The sequence below is a fragment of the Rhizobium binxianense genome, assembly GCF_028994275.1.
GTDB classification, from domain to species: Bacteria; Pseudomonadota; Alphaproteobacteria; order Rhizobiales; family Rhizobiaceae; genus Rhizobium; species Rhizobium binxianense.
On record NZ_CP118713.1, the window covers coordinates 1,058,182 to 1,077,232 of the forward strand.

18 protein-coding genes are annotated in these 19,051 nt (G+C 61.1%); 5 read left to right on the forward strand and 13 right to left on the reverse strand.

Translation table 11 applies throughout. The features are described 5' to 3' along the window. The first annotated feature begins 41 nt into the window (after window positions 1-41). Window positions 42-806 carry an SOS response-associated peptidase gene (locus PO860_RS05295; protein ID WP_273884077.1) on the forward strand — a complete coding sequence of 255 codons (765 nt, stop codon included), beginning with the start codon at window positions 42-44 and terminating at the stop codon, window positions 804-806. A 212-nt stretch (window positions 807-1,018) separates the two neighbouring features. Here PO860_RS05295 and PO860_RS05300 read toward each other — a convergent pair whose 3' ends face one another. The 5 genes from PO860_RS05300 to PO860_RS05320 form a co-directional block, all read right to left on the reverse strand. Next, entirely contained in the window at window positions 1,019-1,165 is a 147-nt protein-coding gene (locus tag PO860_RS05300; RefSeq protein ID WP_183606352.1) for a hypothetical protein, read from the reverse strand. Between the two features lie 311 nt (window positions 1,166-1,476). Further along, complete coding sequence (gene pssA / locus PO860_RS05305; RefSeq protein ID WP_183606353.1) at window positions 1,477-2,322, reverse strand: CDP-diacylglycerol--serine O-phosphatidyltransferase; 846 nt, start codon at window positions 2,320-2,322, stop codon at window positions 1,477-1,479. 10 nt (window positions 2,323-2,332) lie between these two features. Then, window positions 2,333-3,031: a phosphatidylserine decarboxylase gene (locus PO860_RS05310; RefSeq protein ID WP_017963685.1), complete on the reverse strand. Its 699-nt coding sequence runs from the start codon at window positions 3,029-3,031 to the stop codon at window positions 2,333-2,335. Between the two features lie 133 nt (window positions 3,032-3,164). Further along, complete coding sequence (locus tag PO860_RS05315) at window positions 3,165-5,042, reverse strand: ABCB family ABC transporter ATP-binding protein/permease (RefSeq protein ID WP_273884076.1); 1,878 nt, start codon at window positions 5,040-5,042, stop codon at window positions 3,165-3,167. 231 nt (window positions 5,043-5,273) lie between these two features. Beyond that, a complete protein-coding gene (locus tag PO860_RS05320) occupies window positions 5,274-7,301 on the reverse strand; it encodes a LysM peptidoglycan-binding domain-containing protein (RefSeq protein ID WP_273884075.1) in 2,028 nt (675 codons plus the stop codon). 154 nt (window positions 7,302-7,455) lie between these two features. Here PO860_RS05320 and PO860_RS05325 point away from each other — a divergent pair, with 154 nt between their 5' ends. Then, a complete protein-coding gene (locus PO860_RS05325) occupies window positions 7,456-8,079 on the forward strand; it encodes an LOG family protein (protein ID WP_183606356.1) in 624 nt (207 codons plus the stop codon). 47 nt (window positions 8,080-8,126) lie between these two features. Here the strand turns inward: PO860_RS05325 and PO860_RS05330 are convergent, their stop codons facing one another. Next, window positions 8,127-9,062 carry a LysR family transcriptional regulator gene (locus tag PO860_RS05330; RefSeq protein ID WP_183606357.1) on the reverse strand — a complete coding sequence of 312 codons (936 nt, stop codon included), beginning with the start codon at window positions 9,060-9,062 and terminating at the stop codon, window positions 8,127-8,129. A gap of 87 nt (window positions 9,063-9,149) precedes the next feature. On the opposite strand from PO860_RS05330, the gene PO860_RS05335 reads away from it, so the two are divergent. The 3 genes from PO860_RS05335 to PO860_RS05345 all read left to right on the forward strand — a co-directional run bounded on the left by PO860_RS05335 (window position 9,150) and on the right by PO860_RS05345 (window position 12,083). Next, complete coding sequence (locus tag PO860_RS05335; RefSeq protein WP_273884074.1) at window positions 9,150-10,043, forward strand: MBL fold metallo-hydrolase; 894 nt, start codon at window positions 9,150-9,152, stop codon at window positions 10,041-10,043. Further along, complete coding sequence (locus PO860_RS05340) at window positions 10,036-11,043, forward strand: alpha/beta hydrolase (protein WP_183606359.1); 1,008 nt, start codon at window positions 10,036-10,038, stop codon at window positions 11,041-11,043. Before PO860_RS05335 ends, PO860_RS05340 begins: the two co-directional genes overlap by 8 nt. A gap of 107 nt (window positions 11,044-11,150) precedes the next feature. Next, entirely contained in the window at window positions 11,151-12,083 is a 933-nt protein-coding gene (locus PO860_RS05345) for a hypothetical protein (protein ID WP_183606360.1), read from the forward strand. A 69-nt stretch (window positions 12,084-12,152) separates the two neighbouring features. Here the strand turns inward: PO860_RS05345 and rarD are convergent, their stop codons facing one another. The 7 genes from rarD to cysS form a co-directional block, all read right to left on the reverse strand. Next, on the reverse strand, window positions 12,153-13,067 hold the full coding sequence (rarD, locus tag PO860_RS05350) for an EamA family transporter RarD (protein ID WP_272783367.1): 915 nt from the start codon (window positions 13,065-13,067) through the stop codon (window positions 12,153-12,155). A gap of 172 nt (window positions 13,068-13,239) precedes the next feature. Next, window positions 13,240-14,853, reverse strand: a complete 1,614-nt coding sequence (gene cimA, locus PO860_RS05355; protein ID WP_183606362.1) for a citramalate synthase — start codon at window positions 14,851-14,853, stop codon at window positions 13,240-13,242. A gap of 58 nt (window positions 14,854-14,911) precedes the next feature. Next, window positions 14,912-15,874: a prolyl aminopeptidase gene (gene pip, locus PO860_RS05360; protein ID WP_273884073.1), complete on the reverse strand. Its 963-nt coding sequence runs from the start codon at window positions 15,872-15,874 to the stop codon at window positions 14,912-14,914. Beyond that, entirely contained in the window at window positions 15,871-16,347 is a 477-nt protein-coding gene (locus PO860_RS05365; protein WP_183606364.1) for a GFA family protein, read from the reverse strand. Before PO860_RS05365 ends, pip begins: the two co-directional genes overlap by 4 nt. Further along, a complete protein-coding gene (locus PO860_RS05370; RefSeq protein WP_183606365.1) occupies window positions 16,344-16,832 on the reverse strand; it encodes a GFA family protein in 489 nt (162 codons plus the stop codon). Before PO860_RS05370 ends, PO860_RS05365 begins: the two co-directional genes overlap by 4 nt. After that, on the reverse strand, window positions 16,829-17,305 hold the full coding sequence (locus PO860_RS05375; protein ID WP_275038207.1) for a GFA family protein: 477 nt from the start codon (window positions 17,303-17,305) through the stop codon (window positions 16,829-16,831). Before PO860_RS05375 ends, PO860_RS05370 begins: the two co-directional genes overlap by 4 nt. Window positions 17,306-17,513: 208 nt before the next feature. Beyond that, on the reverse strand, window positions 17,514-18,905 hold the full coding sequence (gene cysS, locus PO860_RS05380) for a cysteine--tRNA ligase (RefSeq protein WP_183606367.1): 1,392 nt from the start codon (window positions 18,903-18,905) through the stop codon (window positions 17,514-17,516). Window positions 18,906-19,051: the final 146 nt, after the last annotated feature.

The following is a 19,051-nucleotide window of genomic DNA, read 5'->3' on the forward strand; positions in this document are numbered from 1 at the left end:
GGCGCCTTGACCAGACTCGGGACGGGTGCAAAGACAGGCCGATGTGTGGACGTTTCGCTCTGACAATCTCCAGCGCCGACCTGCGCGACTTCTTCTCCGGTCTCGATCTCGACGACTTTCCGGTGCGCTACAATATCGCGCCGGCGCAACCGATCCTCGTCGTCATCGCGGGCGAGGGCAGGGACCAGGGCAGCAATTTGGCCGATCGCCGCGCCGTGCTCGTGCGCTGGGGCCTGACGCCGGGCTGGGTCAAGGATCCGAGGGACTTCCCGTTGCTGATCAATGCGCGCTCTGAGACCGCGATCGGCAAGGCCTCCTTTCGGGCCGCCATGCGTCATCGCCGCGTGCTTATCCCGGCCTCCGGCTTTTATGAATGGCACCGCCCGTCCAAGGAAAGCGGCGAACGGCCGCAGGCCTATTGGATCAGGCCGCGTCGGGGCGGGGTCGTCGCCTTTGCCGGGCTGATGGAGACATGGTCCTCGGCTGACGGCTCCGAGGTCGATACCGGTGCGATCCTGACGACGTCAGCCAATTCGGGCATTTCAGCGATCCATGATCGCATGCCTGTCGTCATCAAACCCGAAGATTTTTCGCGCTGGCTCGATTGCAAGAGGCAGGAACCGCGCGAGGTGGTAGAGCTGATGCGGCCCGTTCAGGACGACTTCTTCGAGGCCGTCCCGGTCTCCGACAAGGTCAACAAGGTCGCCAATATGGGTCCCGACCTGCAGGAGCCGGTCGTCATCGAAAAGCCGCTGAAGGCGCCCGAGAAACAAAGACCTGACGACGGCCAGCTCAGCTTTTTCTGAACCCCATCCACGTCGGCGACCTATCGGCGCCGACGTCTTGCATCAGCGGCGGCGATGCGTCGCTTCATCCATCAGATTTTTTTCGGGTTGTGCTTATGTCGCCAGAGCGTCGTCGGGAGATTTCCGGCGATCGCCTCGTCATGCATTTCGTCAGCGGTGCCTAACGCATGTAACCCGAAAGCACGCATGATCCCAATTTGAAGCCTTCCGCCTCAAGCGGATTTCTTGACGCTGGTCGGCTTGTGCTTCGCCATCAGCGATGCTGCGGCAACAGCCTTCAGGCCGAGGGGGCGATAGTTGGCGGCGAGGTCTGGCTTGGCCGCCTGCTGTTCGCCGATACTGCTTTTCTTCGAAGTCACGATACTCTCCTTACGTGGTTCTTCCCTGGGTATTTTATCGTTTGATGTTTCGTCACGAATAGCGACAAAACGGGGGCGTAGCTTATCAGGAATTGTAAACGCCCACCATAATTCGCGAGGCTTAACTGAAGCCTACGTTGGTTAATACTTACTGAAGGGAGCGGTTCCGATAAAAACGCGAAAGCGGTTTTCTGGGGAAAAGCACGCAACGGTTTTCCCCGGGACAAAGCGCATGCTTTTCCCGGTGATCCGTTAGAACGACGGGGAGAGAAGCACTTCCGTCATTCGAGAAATCCGGAAATGCTCGGAGGTCAGATGTGCCGGCCGATGTCGTCGTCGCCGACGCCGGGTTCCTCGATCGTCAGCGTCCCGTATTTCCGCTGCCATTTCCGCGCGCCGAAGGGAAGCGATGCGAGGTAGGCGGCAACGGTAAAGACCATCACTTCCCAGGTGTAGCTCATCAGCAGCGCCACATAGAGCACGACGCCGAGCATCATCGGCAGCACGAGATCGCGCCGCAGGCGGTTGCCTTCCGATTTGCCCGACCAGACCGGCAGCCGGCTGATCAGCAGGAAGGCGATGAGCACGGTGTAGATCGACGAGAGATAGGCAAAGGTGCGGTCCGTCGTCAGTCCGAGGAAGCCGAGATAGACCGGCAACAGCACCAGCATGGCGCCGGCCGGCGCCGGCACGCCGACGAAATATTCCGATTGCCAGCTCGCCTTGTTCTCGCGTTCGGCCATGACGTTGAAGCGGGCAAGGCGAAGCCCCGCGGCGATCGCATAGATCAGGGCGGCGATCCAGCCGAGCGAGCGGGCCTGGTCGAGTGCGAAGACATAAACGACGAGGGCGGGTGCGACGCCGAAATTGACGATGTCGGCAAGCGAATCCATCTGCGCCCCGAACTTCGAGGTCGCCTTCATCAGCCGCGCCACGCGCCCGTCGATGCCGTCGAGGAAGGCGGCGAGCAGCACCATCGAGACGGCGAGTTCGTAACGGTTCTCGAAAGCCAGCCGGATGCCGGTCAGCCCGGCGCAGATCGCCAGAATGGTGATGAGGTTCGGGAAGACGAGGCGCAGCGGGATTTCGCGCAGCCGGGGGCCGCGGGCGGAATCATCAGGTCCATTGGGCTCGAAGGGCGGAAAGGGCGTTTCCATATCGACGTTCCTAGCTGCGGCGGCTGATGACGGGACCCTTGGCGGAGGCGAATTCGGCGATCACGGTTTCTCCCGCAACTGCCGTCTGGCCGAGCGAGACGCGGGGTGCCGCACCGGCCGGCAGGAACACGTCGAGCCGCGAGCCGAAACGGATCAGCCCGAAGCGCTCGCCGGCATCCACCGGCTCGTTGGGGTTCGCCCAGCAGAGGATGCGGCGCGCCACGAGGCCGGCGATCTGCACGACGCCGATCTGGCCGTGGCGGGTTTCGATGACAAGCCCGTTGCGCTCATTGTCCTCGCTCGCCTTGTCGAGCTCGGCATTGACGAAGCTGCCGGAGCGGTAGTTGATGCTGACGATCCGCCCGCGCATCGGCGCCCGGTTCACGTGGCAATTGAAGACGTTCATGAAAACGGAAATGCGCAGCATCGGCTCGGAGCCGAGGTTGAGCTCGGCCGGCGGGGTCACCATTTGGATCGCCGAGACCTTGCCGTCGGCGGGAGAGATCACCAGATCGTCGTCCTGCGGGGTCACGCGTTCGGGATCGCGGAAGAAATAGGCGCACCACAGCGTGAAGATCATGCCGATCCAGAAGAGCGGCTTGAAGATCCAGCCGAGGACCAGCGATGCGACGAAGAAGGCGGCAACGAAGGGATAACCCTCCTTATGCACGGGGACGATCGTGTTGCGAACCGTGTTGAACAGGCTCATGCTGCCGGTCTCCTTGCGTTGTCGTTTTTTGCTGGTTAGCGAAAAACCGTCTCCGGGGCAATGCTGTGGCCCCGGCACTGGTTCCTACGCCGGGGTTCTGAACAACAAAAGCCTGCCGGCATCGGTCTCTGGTTCAGCTTGCCGGAGCAAGCCGGGTGATCACGCCGAGGTCGTCGCTTTCGCGCACCTGCTTCAGATGTTCCTCCGCCTGGATCGCTTCGCGCTGGCGGTTCCACATCGAGGCATAGAGGCCGTTCTGTTCGAGCAGGGCAGCATGCGTCCCGCGCTCGGCGATCTCGCCGCTTTTCAAGACGATGATCTCGTCGGCGCCGATGACGGTTGAAAGCCGGTGGGCGATAACAAGCGTGGTGCGGTTTTTCGACACCACGTCGAGTGCGGTCTGGATTTCTCGTTCCGTCGTCGTGTCGAGTGCCGACGTCGCCTCGTCGAGAATCAGGATCGGCGGCGCCTTGAGGATGGTGCGGGCGATCGCCACCCGCTGCTTCTCGCCGCCCGATAGCTTCAGGCCGCGTTCGCCGACCTTGGTCTCGAACCCCTCGGGCAGCGTCTCGATGAAATGGGCAATCTGCGCCACCTCGGCTGCTGCAAAGACCTCGCCGTCGCTCGCCGATGTGCGGCCGTAGCGGATGTTGTAGGCGACCGTGTCGTTGAAGAGTACGGTATCCTGCGGCACCATGCCGATCGCCGAGCGCAGGCTTTTCTGCGTCACCGTGCGGATATCCTGGCCGTCGACGGTGATCGTGCCGCTCTGGATATCGTAGAAACGATAGAGCAGCCGCGACAGCGTCGATTTGCCGGCGCCCGACGGGCCGACGACGGCGACCGTCTTGCCGGCCGGCACCTCGAAGGAAATACCCTTCAGGATCGGACGGGCCGGATCATAGGAGAAGTGCACGTCCTTGAAGGCGATAGCGCCCTGGCCGATCCGAAGCTCGTCTGCGTCAGGCGCATCCTTGACCTCGGCCTTCACTTCGAGCAGATCGAACATCTGCTCGATATCGGTCAGCCCCTGGCGGATTTCGCGGTAGACGAAGCCGATGAAGTTGAGCGGTGCGGAAAGCTGCAGCAGCATCGAATTGACGAAGACGAAATCACCGACCGTCTGCTCGCCGCGCTGCACGGCCAACGCCGACAGCACCAGCATGATGGTCGTGCCGATGCCGAAGATGACGCCCTGGCCGAAGTTCAGCCAGCCGAGCGAAGTCCAGACATCGGTCGCCGCTCTCTCGTAGCGTTCCATCGATTTGTCGAAGCGTTTCGCCTCCATCTCTTCGTTGCCGAAATATTTGACGGTCTCGAAATTGAGGAGAGAGTCGATCGCCTTGGTGTTGGCGTCGGTATCGCTGTCGTTCATCGACCGGCGGATGGCGATCCGCCAGTCGGACGCGCGGATTGTGAACCAGATATAGGCCCAGACGGTGAAGGCGGTGACAGTGAGATAGGAGAAGCCGTAGCCCCACCAGAAGATCGCTGCCGTCAGCAGGAATTCGATGACGGTCGGCACCGAATTGAGGATCGTGAAACGCACGATCGTTTCGATGCCCTTGGTGCCGCGCTCGATGATGCGCGAGAGGCCGCCGGTCTTGCGCTCCAGATGGAAGCGCAGCGACAGCTCGTGCATGTGCACGAAGGTCCGGTAGGCGAGCTGGCGCACCGCATGTTGGCCGACGCTGGCAAACAGCGCATCGCGCAGCTGGTTGAGGCCGAGCTGGATGAGCCGGGTGATGTTGTAGGCGATGACAAGGGCGATGGCGCCGGCAAGCAGCGGCGGCACCGAGCCGGCAAGATCCATCCTGCCGTTCAGCGCATCGGTCGACCACTTGAAGAAATAGGGAACGAGCAGCAGCACGAACTTGGAAATCAGCAGAAAGACCGAGGCCCAGACGACGCGCATCTTCAGGTCGGTGCGGCCGGCCGGCCACATATAGGGCCATAGGTTGAGAAGTGTGCGCAGCAGGTTGGATTCCGAGACTGTCTTGCTGTTTGCCATGATTGTCTCCAGCCCGGATGGGCTTGCCGCGATTTGCGGCGCTTCGATGCAGGAGTGGGGACCGGGACGTGCCTGAGAGCGCTTCCCGCAATTGATCCGCAGCCGCTACCGCCAGATAAGGTGCCGGGCGGACGAATACAACAAATGCAAGGGTCAGGAAAAGACAGGCCGGGCAACTACAGCGCTGCTTTTCAGACGCGCAAGTCTCGGCCTCGTCATGTTATTTGGCGCCTAGAGACGCTGGTGAGACATGCGCTTGCGGTGCAGCTCTTCGGCGTTCGGCAAGGCATCCTTCGGCAGCCCGAAGATCTGGCCGGGGCGGATGCGATCGGGATCGATGATCTTGTCCTCATTGGCGATGTAGATCGTCGTGTAGCGAACGCCGAGGCCATAGGTGCGGCGCGAAATCTGCCACAGCGTGTCGCCGCGGCGAATGATGACCGCCGCGTTGTTTGCCGTCAGCGGCGCCTGTTCGATCGTCTTCGGCTGGTTGCTCCCGACCTCGTTTGCAGCGGGTGCGGTCGGAGCAGGCGCCGCGGTGAGCTCGGCGATCATAGCGCCCAGCCTGTCGAGTGCTGCGCCGACGGACTTCGCATCCCCAGGCAGGCCCTGCAGCAGCTTCAGCGCATTGGTGGCGACCTGCGAGGCGGAGCCGGACGCTTGCTTGAAGGCGTCGGGCGCATCGGCAGCCGGGCGGAAATCGGCGACGGAGCGCAACGCGAATTCCGTGGCCGAGCGTGCCGCTGCAAGCTGTTCGGCGCCGGGCAGCTTGCCATCGGCAAACAGCCCCTTCAGCAGGCCGAAGGCCTTGCCGGCCTCGGCCTTGCGTTTGCCGAGTTCGCCTTCGTCGAGCGGCACCATCGCGGAAGATCCGTCCGCGTCGGCCGGACCGACTTGCGCGGCGACCCTGACCTGATCGCCGGCCGGGCGATTGAAATTCACCGCTGCACGCACGATCACCTTGCCGGCGGGATCGACGACATCGACGCGGATCTTGTGGTCGCCGACCGAAAGCGCCACCACGCCGTCGATGATAAAATGGCCGTCGGAGCCGGCGGTGTCCTGGCCGATGAGGCTGTCGTCGGCATAACCGATGACCTTGGCGTTGGCGCGTGTCGTGCCGGCAACGAAGATCTTGTTGCCTTCGATCTCGACGGCATTGACCATCACATCAGGCGCATTGGTCTTATCAGGTGCGGCGGTGCCGGGAACGGCCGGTGCCGTATCCGTGCCGGAGGCGGCGTCGGTGACATCAGGCGTCTGCAGCGCCAGCTCGCCGGTTGCGGCGGGCGCAGCCGCGGTCTCTGCCGGCTTGTCCGCAGGCGGCGCCATCGGATCGGAGGCATCGGCGACTTCGGTTCCGGCCTTCGGTGCGGTGATGATGCGGCTCGCCGCGCCGGGTTTGGAGACCATGGCGAGCAGATTGGCGCCATTGCCGTCCTTCGGCACGGAAATCGTCGCGACCTCTTCGGAAAGCGTGCTCTTGCCGTCCTTGCCGGTGAATTTGAGCACGAGCTGGTGGTCGCCGGCCGAAAGCGGATCGTCGAGGACGGCGGCAAAATCGCCGCTCGCATCGACATTGGCCGTCGTCACCACCTTTTCGCCGTCAAGCACTTCGAGCTTGCCGTTCGGTTCGGCGGAGCCGGCAATCACCGTCGAGCCGTCGGGTTCGACACGCAAGACGTCGAAAGCCGGAAGCTTCGGGCCGGTATTCGCCGCCACGTTATTTGCAGCGGGGGCGGGCTCGGGCGCACCGGTCAGCGCAGCCTCGGCCTTGGCGATCGCGGCAAGCGCATCGGCGATGTTCTCGGGCAGGGTTTGGACGATGGCGAGCGCCTTCGTGCCGCCTTCCTTGGCCTTGACGGCAAGCGTCTGCGTCGCGGGATCGAGACCCTCGGGGATGGCGAAATCGGCAAGCGCCGTCAGCGCCTTGACGGCCTTGGTCTTGGCGGCGGTGAAGACATCGTCGGCAGGGCCCTTGCCGTCGGCAAACAGTGCCTTGAGCTCGCTGAGCGACACACCGGCATCGGCCGACAGGCGACCCACCTTATCGGCGACCCCGGCCGTGTCGGCGATGACCGAGCGCGATGTCTTTTCTGCCTCGTTAACCGTGTTCTTGAGCTCCGTGCTCGCCTGGTTGATGGCGTCGCCGACCTTGGCTGCATCGCCGCCGATGCGCGGCATGACGAAAAACACCATCAGTAAGATTGCGATTACGAGGACTGCAAGGGCCAGCAAGCCGGCACGGTTCTTCATCATTATGTCTCCCAAGGCGGCAATTTGCCGTAGTAACCGAAATTGCTAGCGATTCCCGTTGCTTTTCACAAGCATTCAAAGCAATTAGGCAAGCTAGGCACGCTGCTTTTCAGTCAATTTTCTTGACTGCATTGAAATGGAATAGTTGTTTGCCCTCATGACCGAGCAATCTGTATCGATTCGATCCATCTGCGTTTACTGCGGCTCTAGGCCGGGACGCGATCCCTCCCACATGGCGGCCGGGCGTGCTCTCGGACGAGAGATCGCCGAATACGGCCTGCGCCTCGTCTATGGCGGGGGTACCAAAGGCATCATGGGCGCGGTTGCCAGCGGGGTGCTTTCAGGCGGCGGTCAGGTGACGGGCATCATTCCCGAATTCCTGATCGATATGGAAGCGACTCGCCACTCGCTCGGTCAGCTCAACGAACTTATTGTAACCCCTGACATGCATGCGCGCAAACATACGATGTTCGAGCGCTCCGACGCCTTCGTCGCGCTCCCCGGCGGCATCGGCACGCTGGAAGAGATCGTCGAGATCATGACCTGGGCGCAGCTCGGCCGCCACGAAAAGCCGATGGTTTTTGCTAACATCAACGGCTTCTGGGATCCGATGATGGAACTGATGCGCCATATGACCGACGAAGGCTTCCTGCACACCGCCCACCGGGTGCAGCCGCTCGTCGTCGACGAGATCCCCGGCATCATTCCGGCGATTATGGCCCAGGCAGCCCAACTCGCGGCCGATCGTGACGGCGAGGACGAGGTGATTTCGAAAATGTAGGCGGGGCAGGGGGGCCCTGGCGCGGCCAAGCTATATTGCAGGCGAATTCAGCTATAAGCCGAAACAAGCTGCGTCACCTGAGATCGCATCCATCGGTTGGCGGGATCATTGTCGCTTGCCGCCGACCAGACCATCGATATCGGGCTTACCGTTAAATCGAGGGGAACGTCGGCGACCGCCAAGCCAAACAGGCCGGCATACCGCTTCACGATTCTGGTCGGCAGGGTCGCGATCAAGGGCGCTTCCAGGACAGCGGTAAGCACAGTCAAAAATTCCGGAGCCGCCACCGACACGTCGAGATGCACGTTAATGCGCTTGAGGGCTGTATCAATGCAGCCTTCGATGGCATCCTTTTGTGAAACCAGTGCATGCTTCAGCCCGAGATAGGTGTCACGATCCAATATTTCGGGAAGTTCAACAAGCCTCGGATTGTAGCAACACATCAGAGACTGCTCGAATAGCAGGCTTCGCCGATGTCTATTGTTGCCGTCATCAAAGCAGCCGACGCCAAGATCGATGACGGTGTCGTCAAGAAGCTTGTGAACCAGTTCCGGATCGACCGAACGGGCAAGCACTTTGATACCCGGGGCTGTCTCGTTCAGCATGGCCGCCAGACGCGGCACCAGCAACACCTCCAGCTCACTGGAAAAACCGATGCGGAATATCTGCTCCGCCAGACCAGGTTCGAAGGTCGTCGAAGTTACAATTGCTTGCTGTGTGCGGCTCAGTATCTGCTCTACGGCTTCCGCGAACTGTAGCGCTCGATGGGTTGGCTGCATCACCTGGCCGACACGCACAAAGAGCTCGTCCTGGAGCAATGTCCGAAGAGTTCCGAGATTGTGGCTCATGGCAGGCTGCTGGATTTTCAGGCGAACAGCAGCCTTCGTCACGCTCCGCTCCTTCATGAGCGCATCGAACGCAACAAGGAGGTTCAGGTCGAAGGACCACAAATTGAAATGATCGATGGAGACAATCTCATTCATCGATTTGATCGTTGCACGAATTCTTCTTATTGTCCATGGCCATCAGACAGCGCTGTCCCGGTTCAGTTCAATTTGAAAGGAAGTTCCATGAGCGATCTTGGAAAGGAATATCATATTGCCGGCGTTACGGTGAGGAAAGTGCAGGAACAGTACCTGCACGATGTACCGCCCTCGTTTCTTTACCCGAGCGCCAAATCTGAAGAGATCAAAGCGATCGGGCCCAGGCTCGCCGGGATCGATATGGACGAGGACCGCGACACCCTTGTCGTCAGCATACACACCTGGCTGGTAAAGACGCCCGATCACGTCATTCTGATTGATACGGGTTCGGGTAACGACAAGGAAAGGCCTCGCAACCCCGGTTTTCATCATCAGACCATTCCATTTCTCGACAGACTGCGTCGTGCAGGTGTTGCGCCGGAAGATGTTGACTTCGTCATAAATACCCATCTCCACGTCGATCATTCCGGCTGGAATACCGTGCTGCAGGATGGGAAATGGGTCCCCACTTTCAAGAATGCGCGTTACATCTTTCCGCGCGTCGAGCAGGAATACTACTCGTCAACGGCCAGCCACAACGACGTCAATATTCCCAGTTCCGGCGTCTATGAAGACAGCGTATGGCCCGTAATCGACGCGGGGATTGCTGATTTCATTGACAGCGAAGGTGGCACATTCCTGGATCGCTTCACCTTCTTGCCGACGCCCGGGCACAGCATCGGCCACATGTCCGTTCTGCTGGAAGCGGATAATGAATCGGCAATATTCGCAGGCGATGTCATGCATCACCCAATCCAGGTGGAACGTCCGGACTTCAACACGGTCTTCTGCGAGTTTTTGGACCTGGCGGCCCAGTCCAGACGGCGCGTACTTGAACTCACAGCCGACAAACACGCGATGTACTTCTCAACGCATTTCCCCGGCTCGTCTGCCGGATATGTCACCCGCGATGGCGAAAAATTCAGGTGGTCCTATGTCTAAGAACAAGCTCACATTTTCAGGTTTTCACGCCGGCGAGATTGCATTCGAAGAGCACTACGTCGATAGCGGAACCGATGGCATCAAGCTCTATGTCCGCAACAAGAGAAGGAAAGACCATAAAGCCTTTCTCGCGGAGAGAACCATCGTGATGGTGCACGGGGCGACCTTCTCATCCGGAAGTCTTTACGATGTTCCTTTCAACGGGATCTCCTTCATTGACTTCCTTGCATATCAAGGCTTCGACGTCTTTGCGGTTGATGTCCGGGGCTACGGAAAGTCCGGCCGACCGCCGGAAATGCTGGCGGAGCCCGATCTGAACCCGCCACTTGTCGCCACCGACACTGGTGTTGCGGACTTCGCTACGGCGGTCGATTTCGTCCTCCGACTTCGCGGTCTCAAGGCCGTCAACGTCTTCGCAATGTCGTGGGGTGGTACCGTGGCGGGAGCATATGCCGCGCGCAACGGGGACAAGGTTGTCAAGCTCGCGCTGCTCGCGCCGCAATGGCTCAGCGACATTCCCATCCCGATTGACCAGGGCGGCCCCCTGGGTTCCTATCGGCTTGTTCCGGTTCACGCCGCCTTGGCTCGTTGGTTGAGCACGGCACCCGAATACGCGCGTGAACGTCTTGTTCCCGAGGGCTGGTTCGATCTTTGGGCAAAATTCACGCTTTCAGAAGAGACCTCGGAAGCTGACAGGGAGCAAGGAAAACTCCGAGCCACCAACGGTCCCATCCAGGACATCCGCACCTATTGGAGAGCGGGAAATCCTTACTATCAGCCGAGCGAGATCCGCTCTCCGGTGCTGCTGTTGCATGGCGAGTGGGACATCGACGTTCCGCTTGATCTGGCGCAGGCCTATTTCAAGCAACTCACCGGCACCCCTTACCGGCGATGGGTCGAAATCGGAGAGACGACACACCTCGCCCTCATGGAAAGCAACCGCATGCAGGTTTATTCCGAAGTTGCGGATTTCTTCGATGAGACTTTCAAACCGGAATAGGAATTGAACGACAAGGGGCCCCGGGGATCCGACATCCCCGGGGGCCGCGCTTCTCCTATCAGGCCGGCCGAGAATTTCAGCCTGGCCGTCAAATCCTCTCGTGTTCTATGACGATTCTGATCAATGCTATCCTGGATGCAGGGCGCAGTGCCGTCGATATTGCGATATTTACGTTTCTGCCGCTGATGATCGTGACATTCTCGCTGATGCGTTACCTCGAAGGAATGAGCGCATTGCGATGGGTCGCCGGCCGAGCCAATCCGCTCTTCAGGTCTTTCGGCTTGGATGGTTTGGGAGCCTTGGCGGTCTTACAGCTCAGCCTCGTAAGTTCGGCTGCCCCGATTGCGGCCCTGTCGCTCATGGCGCACAGAAAAACATCGGACAGATTTATGGCCGCCGCCCTCGCCGCAGTGCTTGCGGCGGCGCCGGCAAATGCCAGCTTTCCGCTCGCCGGTCTCGGTGTCGATCCCGCATTGATCATATTGAACGGCATTTGCGGAGCGCTTGTCGCGTCCACTCTTGCATATTGGATGCTTGGGCGCCGTCCTGTGTCTGGAAAGATTTGTTCCGATGACAAAGCGGATTACCACGTCGCCGCAAGGCTTGACCTGCTCGCGGCGATAAATCGCGGTGGCGCAGATGCCATTCGGGTCATTTCCGCGGTCCTGCCGGTGCTCGTGATCTCTCTTGCGCTAGTAAGACTAATCCAAAGTACAGGAGCACTCTCAGCATTCACGTCCGTTACGCAGCCCCTGCTGCAGTTGCTCGGCGTTTCGCAACAGGATGTCCTGTTCTTCCTGACGAAGTGCCTGGCAGGATCGAGCGCAGCCGTCACACTGTTATTCGACATTCACAAGGAGCTAAGCCTCCCAACCGAGAAAATCATTCATAGTTCCGCATTGCTGCTGAACCCTCTCGACCTTCCCGGTATCTCCATTCTTACCGCGTCAGTACCTGCGCTCCGACCCGTTGCAGGCGTCGCCGTCTTGTGTGCGCTGGCCGGAATCATTATTCGCGTGGCGCTGGTATCATGGCTTTGAGCCTATGCGCTCCGCCATGATGCCTCCGCTCCGAAGGAATAATGCTCATAAAATGGCGGGACCGAGCAGCTAGCGCCCGCGGCTTGCCTGCAGCATCGACCAGCTATAGAGGAACAGCCCTGCCCAGATCAGCGGGAAGGCGATCATGCGCGCTGTGCCGAGCGGCTCGTGGAAGGCGAAGACGGCGATCAGGAAGATCATCGTCGGCGCGATATACTGCATGATGCCGATCGTCGAGAGCTTCAGAAGCTTGGCGCCGTTTGCGTAGATCATCAGCGGCACGGCGGTGATGAGGCCGCAGCCGAGCAACAGGGCCGTGTCGGCAAAGCCGGTGCGGTAGAGATGGCCCTGGCCGCTGCCGAATTCGAGATAGAGGATGTAGAGGAGGGCCGGTCCGCTGAGGAGCAGCACTTCGAGGAAGAAGCCCTGGTTCGGCCCGAGCGGCAGCGTCTTGCGGAACAGGGCGTAGAAACCCCAGGAGATCGCCAGCGTCAGCGCCACCCACGGAATGCCGCCGCTATCGAATGCGAGAACGACGACGGCGAGCGCTGCAAGCGCGATCGCCGCGATTTGCAACGGCTGCAGCTTCTCCTTGAGAAGAACCGATCCCAGGAAGATGCTGAACAGCGGATTGATGAAATAACCGAGTGCCGCATCGAGCGAATGGCCGGCGCCGATCGCCCAGACGTAAGTGCCCCAGTTGACAGTAATCAGCGATGCCGTCAGCGCCGCCATCGCCAGCATACGCGGCGAGCGGAGTGCTGCGCGGATATCCCCAGTGCGTCCGAGCACGATCAGCACGATGCCCGCCAGCGGCAGCGACCAGACGATGCGGTGTGCGATCACCTCGGCCGGCGAAATATGCGCCAGCGCCTTCATATAGATCGGCAGGAAGCCCCAGAGCAGATAGGCGGTCAGCGCGAAGGCAAAACCGCGCGGACTGTCTTCGTTCTTGGCCAACGGAACGGATGCATCGGTCGACATCGGTGTTTCCATCTTTGTTCTTCTTCTGATCCGGCCTAGCTTAAGCGCCGTGAATAGGCCAATTCATTTCGTTGAATGAAGGATGAGAGGATATGAAGCCGAACGAGGCTATGGAACGGAGGATGGCGGCAAAGGCCGGCATCCTCCTCTCAGCGGAACCGGCGGAATAGACTTATTCCGCCGCGATCTTGCCGGCCAGCTGCCGGTTCTTCATCAGCTTGTAGATGACGGAGTCCATCAGCGCCTGGAACGAAGCGTCGATGATGTTTTCCGAAACGCCGACCGTCCACCAGCGCACCCCGTCGCTGTCGGTGGATTCGATCAGCACGCGGGTGATCGCCTCCGTGCCGCCATTGAGGATACGCACCTTGAAATCGGCGAGCACCAGATCATCGATCTCGTGCTGATACTTGCCGAAATCCTTGCGCAGCGCGAGGTCGAGCGCGTTGACGGGACCTTCCGCATCGGCGACCGACATCAGCGTCTGGCCGTCGATGGTGATCTTGACCACCGCCTCCGAGACGATCTTCACGCGGCCGAGACTGTCGAAGCGGCGCTCGATCATCACACGGAAGCCTTCGATGGTGAAGAATTCCGGGATCGTGCCGAGCGTGCGGCGCGCCAAGAGCTCGAAGCTCGCATCGGCGCCCTCATAGGCATAGCCGATGGATTCCCGTTCCTTGACGATGGAGATCAGCAGGTCGAGCTTCGGATCGTCCTTGGCGACCTCGATGCCGCGCCGCTTCAGCGCATTGATGAAGTTCGCCTTGCCGCCCTGGTCCGATACCATCACCTTGCGGAAATTGCCGACGCTTTCCGGCGGCACGTGTTCATAGGTGCGCGGGTCCTTGAGCAGCGCCGATGCATGGATGCCGGCCTTGGTGGCGAAGGCGGAAGCGCCGACATAGGGCATCTGGTGGTCGGGCGAGCGATTGAGCAGCTCGTCGAAGGCATGCGAGAGCCGGGTGAGGTTGAGCAGCCGCTCCTCGTCGATCGCCGTTTCGAAACGTGTGTTGTAGGCGCTCTTCAGCGCCAAGGTCGGGATCAGCGTCACCAGATTGGCATTGCCGCAGCGCTCGCCGATGCCGTTCAGCGTGCCCTGGATCTGCCGGACGCCGGCTTCGACCGCGGCAAGCGAATTGGCGACCGCCTGGCCGGTGTCGTTATGCGCATGAATGCCAAGACAGTGGCCAGGAACCCCTGAGGCGATCACCGCCTCGACGATCGCCCGCACCTCGGGCGGCTGCGTGCCGCCATTGGTGTCGCAGAGCACGACCCAGCGTGCACCGCTCTCATAGGCCGTCTTGGCGCAGGCGAGTGCATAGGCCGGATTGGCCTTGAAGCCGTCGAAGAAATGCTCGCAATCGACGATCGCTTCCTTGCCGGCGCCGACGGCTGCCTTGACGCTTTCGGCAATGCTTTCAAGGTTTTCCTCATTGGTGCAGCCGAGCGCCACCGCGACGTGATAATCCCAGCTCTTGGCGACGAAACAGATGGCGTCGCTCTTGGCCTGCAGCAGCCCGGCAATGCCGGGATCGTTGGAGACCGAAACACCCGCCCGCTTGGTCATGCCGAAGGCGACGAAGCGGGCCTGGCTGGTGCGCTTCTCGCTGAAGAAGGCGGTGTCGGTCGGATTGGCGCCGGGATATCCGCCCTCGACGTAATCGAAGCCGAATTCGTCCAGCATGGCGGCGATCGCAATCTTGTCTTCGACGGAAAAATCGATGCCGGGCGTCTGCTGCCCGTCCCGGAGCGTCGTGTCGAAGAGGTAGATGCGTTCTTTCATATCGTTTCCTCCCGCCAAGCGGGTTGTTCTGGAGCGCGGATGCCGCCCCTCGCCAACATCAGTCTTGCGTCCCGGCAAACTGGTCCGTCGCCCGGATCAGCCGATCGAGAATCCCCGGCTCCGAATAGGCATGGCCTGCACCCTCGATCAGGTGGAACTCCGCCTTCGGCCAGGCCTTGTGCAGCAGCCAGGCATATTTGGCCGGGCAGGGCATGTCGTAGCGGCCATGCACGATGACGCCGGGAATATCCTTGAGCCTGCCGGCATCGCGGATCAGCTGTCCCTCATCCATCCAGCCGGCATTGACGAAGAAATGGTTCTCGATCCGCGCAAATGCATAGGCGAATTCCGCCTCCTCGAACTTGCCGCTCGTCGAAGGTTCCGGCAGCAGCGTAATCGTTTCGCCTTCCCAGATGCTCCAGGCCCGCGCGGCTGCAAGCCGCACCGTCCGATCCTCATGTGTCAGACGGCGATGATAGGCATGCATCATCTCATGCCGCTCCTCCGGCGGAATGGGAGCGATGAAGCGCTCCCACTTATCGGGGAACATTTCCGAGACGCCGAACTGATAGTACCAGTCGAGCTCGGCCTTGGTCAGCGTATAGATGCCGCGCAGGATGAGCTCGGACACGTGCTCCGGATGCGTCTCGGCATAGGCGAGCGCGAGCGTCGAACCCCAGGAGCCGCCGAACACCTGCCAGGTCTCGACGCCGGCCATTTCGCGCAGCCGCTCGATATCGGCGACGAGATGCCAGGTCGTGTTGGCATGGAGATCCGCATGCGGCGTTGACCTGCCGCAACCGCGCTGGTCGAAGAGCATGACGTCGTAGAGCGCAGGATCGAAAAGCCGGCGATGGGCAGGCGAGATGCCGCCGCCCGGGCCGCCATGCAGAAAGACGGCGGGTTTGGCGCCAGGCGTACCCGAGCGCTCCCAATAGATCACATGGCCGTCGCCGACATCGAGATGGCCGGAAGCATAGGGTTCGATTTCGGGATAGAGCGTGCGCAGGATCTCGGTCATATCTTCACGCCTTTCGCAGGCCAGGCGGCGGTATCGTGATCGGGATGCTGGAAGGAGATGATCGCTTCCTGCCGTGCGTAGAAATCCTGATCCTTCAGTACCGGCGCCTTGAAGATTTCCTCGACCCAGGGCAGGCGAGCCTCGTAATTGACCTGGATCTGCGGTGCGAGGTCGCTGCGATCGTCGAAAGTGCCGATCGCAAGTTCCAGCCCGCCCGGATGGCGATAGGTCATCGGCGTGCCGCAATTGCTGCAGAAGCCGCGCTCGATATTGACCGAGGACTGGAAGTAGCTCGGCTCGCCGCGCGTCCATTCCATGCCTTCCTCAGGCGCGGTGACGAGCGCGGAGAAGAAGCCGCCGAATTGCTTCTGGCACATGCGGCAATGGCAGATCGAGGGTCGCCCCAACGTGCCCGAGATGCGGAAGCGCACGGCGCCGCATTGGCATCCGCCGGTCTTGATCGTGTCCGTCATGAGGTCTCTCCGAGGGGCCAGATTTTCGTGTCGTGGTCGGGGTGCTGATGATTGCTCGCCGCGATCGCGTTTTCGCGGTCGGGCGTTTCAGGTGCCGGTTCCAGCGGCAGATCGTCGAGCGCGTGAAACCAGGACATCTTCTGGCCGGTATTCGACTGCGCCACCGGCTTGACGACATCAGGCTCGTCGAGCGAGCCGAGGGTGAGATTGATGAAATCAGTCCCCGGGATGTCGTAGAACAGCGGCGTGCCGCACTCGCCGCAGAAACCGCGTCGCACCAGATCCGACGACTGAAACCATTTCGGCGCGCCACGCGTCAATTCGAAATCCTGGCGATTTGCCGCAGCCAGCGGCATGAAATAATTGCCCGCCGCCTTCTGGCACATGCGGCAATGGCAAAGATGGGGATAGCCGAGTTCGCCTTTGGCACGGTAACGCAATGCCCCGCACTGGCACCCGCCGCTTTTGTCCGTTTCCGTCGTCATCCGAGCTCCTTGGGTGGCCATGCCTGCGTCTCATGATCGGGATGCTGGTAGGAGATGAGTTCGTGCAGGAAAGAGCCCGCCGTCAGATCCGCCTCCGTTCTTTCTCCGGGCAGTTCGTGCATATGATCGACGAATCCGATCTTGCCTTCCACGCCCCATTGAATGGTCGGCGGAAACGCCGAAGGATCGTCGAAGGCGCCCGCGGCAATCGCCATTCCATCCGGTGCCTCATAGGTCAGCGGCGTGCCGCAATCGCCGCAGAAGCCGCGCTCGACGAAATTGGAAGAGCGGAACCGCTTCCGCTCTCCGCGCGTCCATTCGAAATCGGTGCCGCGCACCGAGACCAGCGGCGCGTAGTAGGCGCCGAACGCCTTCTGGCACATGCGGCAATGGCAGATCGACGAATCCTTGAGTTCGCCGCTGACGCGAAAGCGGATCGCGCCGCATTGGCAGCCGCCGGTGTAGGTATTCATCGGCTATTCCTCCCTTGGGATTCCAGCCTGGGCGCCAAGACCCCTCCCAACCCTCCCCACAAGGGGGAGGGCTCGCTTGTGGCACCACCTTCGCTTCCGCCTCGAATGCCGGCAGTTATGGCGAGGTCGCATCGGAGCAGCGCGGCACCGTAGCCCCTCCCCCTTGTGGGGAGGGGTTGGGGAGGGGCCTTATCCCAACACGCTGCGCTCACCGCTTCACCTCCCACGTCGTCACCCGCTCGCCGGTCGCCGCATCCTTGCCGTCCTTCAACTGGATGCCTTTTGCCGTTAGTTCCTCGCGGATCTTGTCGGCCTCGGCAAAATTCTTCGCCTTCAGCATTTCGAGGCGCATGGCGACCAGCGCATCGACCGCCGCCGCCACGGCTTCGTCGATCTCCGTCTTTTTCGGCAACAGGCCCAGAAGGTCGGCCGTTGCGGCAAAGGTGGCGCCGGCGGCGGGATCCGTATGAGCGGCCTGCGCCAGCGCATGCAATGCCTGCACCGCCGCCACCGTGTTGAGGTCGTCGGCCAGTGCCTTCAGCACGCCGTCGTCAGGTGCGGCATCGCCGGCATCTGTTGCCGGCCATTTGGCGAGCAGCCGTTCGGCCTCTTCCAGCCGCTTGATCGAGAAATCGATCGGCTCGCGGTAATGCGTCATCAGCATCGCCAGCCGCAGCACTTCCCCCGGCCATTTCCGCCCGCCGAAAATCTGCGTGTGCAGCAGATCGTGGATGGTGACGAAATTGCCTTCGGATTTCGACATCTTGCGGCCTTCGACCTGCACGAAGCCGTTGTGCATCCAGACATTCGCCATCACCTCGGTCCCATGGGCGCAGCGCGACTGGGCGATCTCGTTTTCATGATGCGGGAAGATCAGGTCCAGCCCGCCGCCGTGAATGTCGAAGACATCGCCGAGATAACGCCGGCTCATCGCCGAGCATTCGATGTGCCAGCCGGGCCGGCCGCGGCCCCACGGGCTCTCCCAGCCGGGTTCGTTATGGCCAGACAATTTCCAGAGCACGAAATCGCCCGGGTTCTTCTTGTGCGCATCGACGGCGACGCGGGCGCCGGCCTGCTGTTCGTCGAGCGGGCGCTTCGAAAGCTGGCCGTAATCCGCCATGGATTTGGTGTCGAACAGCACTTCGCCCGCTGCGACATAGGCATGGCCGTTGCCGATCAGCTTCTCGATGATCTCGGTCATCTCAGCGATATTGTCGGTGGCGCGCGGCTCGACGTCAGGCTCCAGGCAGCCGAGTTCGGCGACATCGGCGTGAAACTGCGTCTCGGTCTTTTCGGTGACCGCCCGGATTGCCTCATTGAGCGGCAGGCCCGGATGATCTCTCAGCGCCCGCGCATTGATCTTGTCGTCGACGTCAGTGATGTTGCGGGCATAGGTGACGTGATCTGCGCCATAGATATGGCGCAGCAGCCGGAACAGCACGTCGAAGACGATGACCGGCCGGGCATTGCCGATATGGGCGAAGTCATAGACGGTCGGGCCGCAGACATACATGCGGACATTGTCGGGATCGATCGGCGCAAACACCGATTTTTCCCGCGTCAGCGTGTTGTACAGCTTCAGTTCCGGCGTCGCGTCCATTCCACTCTCCCAAAGGCACGATCAGAAAAATAGTGCGACCGGCGGACCGGGGCGTTTCGCATCTTGACTATCTGGGAGACGAAAACGGCCGGGCCAGCGCTCGCGCTAGCGAATAATCTTCCGGCAGATAATGCAGGTAACCGTTT

Excerpts from the sequence above, each read along its gene's own strand:
- PO860_RS05295 (WP_273884077.1), top strand. The coding sequence starts at position 42 with ATGTGTGGACGTTTCGCTCTGACAATCTCCAGCGCCGACCTGCGCGAC.
- pssA (WP_183606353.1), bottom strand. The coding sequence starts at position 2,322 with ATGGAAACGCCCTTTCCGCCCTTCGAGCCCAATGGACCTGATGATTCC.
- PO860_RS05310 (WP_017963685.1), bottom strand. The coding sequence starts at position 3,031 with ATGAGCCTGTTCAACACGGTTCGCAACACGATCGTCCCCGTGCATAAG.
- PO860_RS05315 (WP_273884076.1), bottom strand. The coding sequence starts at position 5,042 with ATGGCAAACAGCAAGACAGTCTCGGAATCCAACCTGCTGCGCACACTT.
- PO860_RS05320 (WP_273884075.1), bottom strand. The coding sequence starts at position 7,301 with ATGATGAAGAACCGTGCCGGCTTGCTGGCCCTTGCAGTCCTCGTAATC.
- PO860_RS05325 (WP_183606356.1), top strand. The coding sequence starts at position 7,456 with ATGACCGAGCAATCTGTATCGATTCGATCCATCTGCGTTTACTGCGGC.
- PO860_RS05330 (WP_183606357.1), bottom strand. The coding sequence starts at position 9,062 with ATGAATGAGATTGTCTCCATCGATCATTTCAATTTGTGGTCCTTCGAC.
- PO860_RS05335 (WP_273884074.1), top strand. The coding sequence starts at position 9,150 with ATGAGCGATCTTGGAAAGGAATATCATATTGCCGGCGTTACGGTGAGG.
- PO860_RS05340 (WP_183606359.1), top strand. The coding sequence starts at position 10,036 with ATGTCTAAGAACAAGCTCACATTTTCAGGTTTTCACGCCGGCGAGATT.
- PO860_RS05345 (WP_183606360.1), top strand. The coding sequence starts at position 11,151 with ATGACGATTCTGATCAATGCTATCCTGGATGCAGGGCGCAGTGCCGTC.
- rarD (WP_272783367.1), bottom strand. The coding sequence starts at position 13,067 with ATGTCGACCGATGCATCCGTTCCGTTGGCCAAGAACGAAGACAGTCCG.
- cimA (WP_183606362.1), bottom strand. The coding sequence starts at position 14,853 with ATGAAAGAACGCATCTACCTCTTCGACACGACGCTCCGGGACGGGCAG.
- pip (WP_273884073.1), bottom strand. The coding sequence starts at position 15,874 with ATGACCGAGATCCTGCGCACGCTCTATCCCGAAATCGAACCCTATGCT.
- PO860_RS05365 (WP_183606364.1), bottom strand. The coding sequence starts at position 16,347 with ATGACGGACACGATCAAGACCGGCGGATGCCAATGCGGCGCCGTGCGC.
- PO860_RS05370 (WP_183606365.1), bottom strand. The coding sequence starts at position 16,832 with ATGACGACGGAAACGGACAAAAGCGGCGGGTGCCAGTGCGGGGCATTG.
- PO860_RS05375 (WP_275038207.1), bottom strand. The coding sequence starts at position 17,305 with ATGAATACCTACACCGGCGGCTGCCAATGCGGCGCGATCCGCTTTCGC.
- cysS (WP_183606367.1), bottom strand. The coding sequence starts at position 18,905 with ATGGACGCGACGCCGGAACTGAAGCTGTACAACACGCTGACGCGGGAA.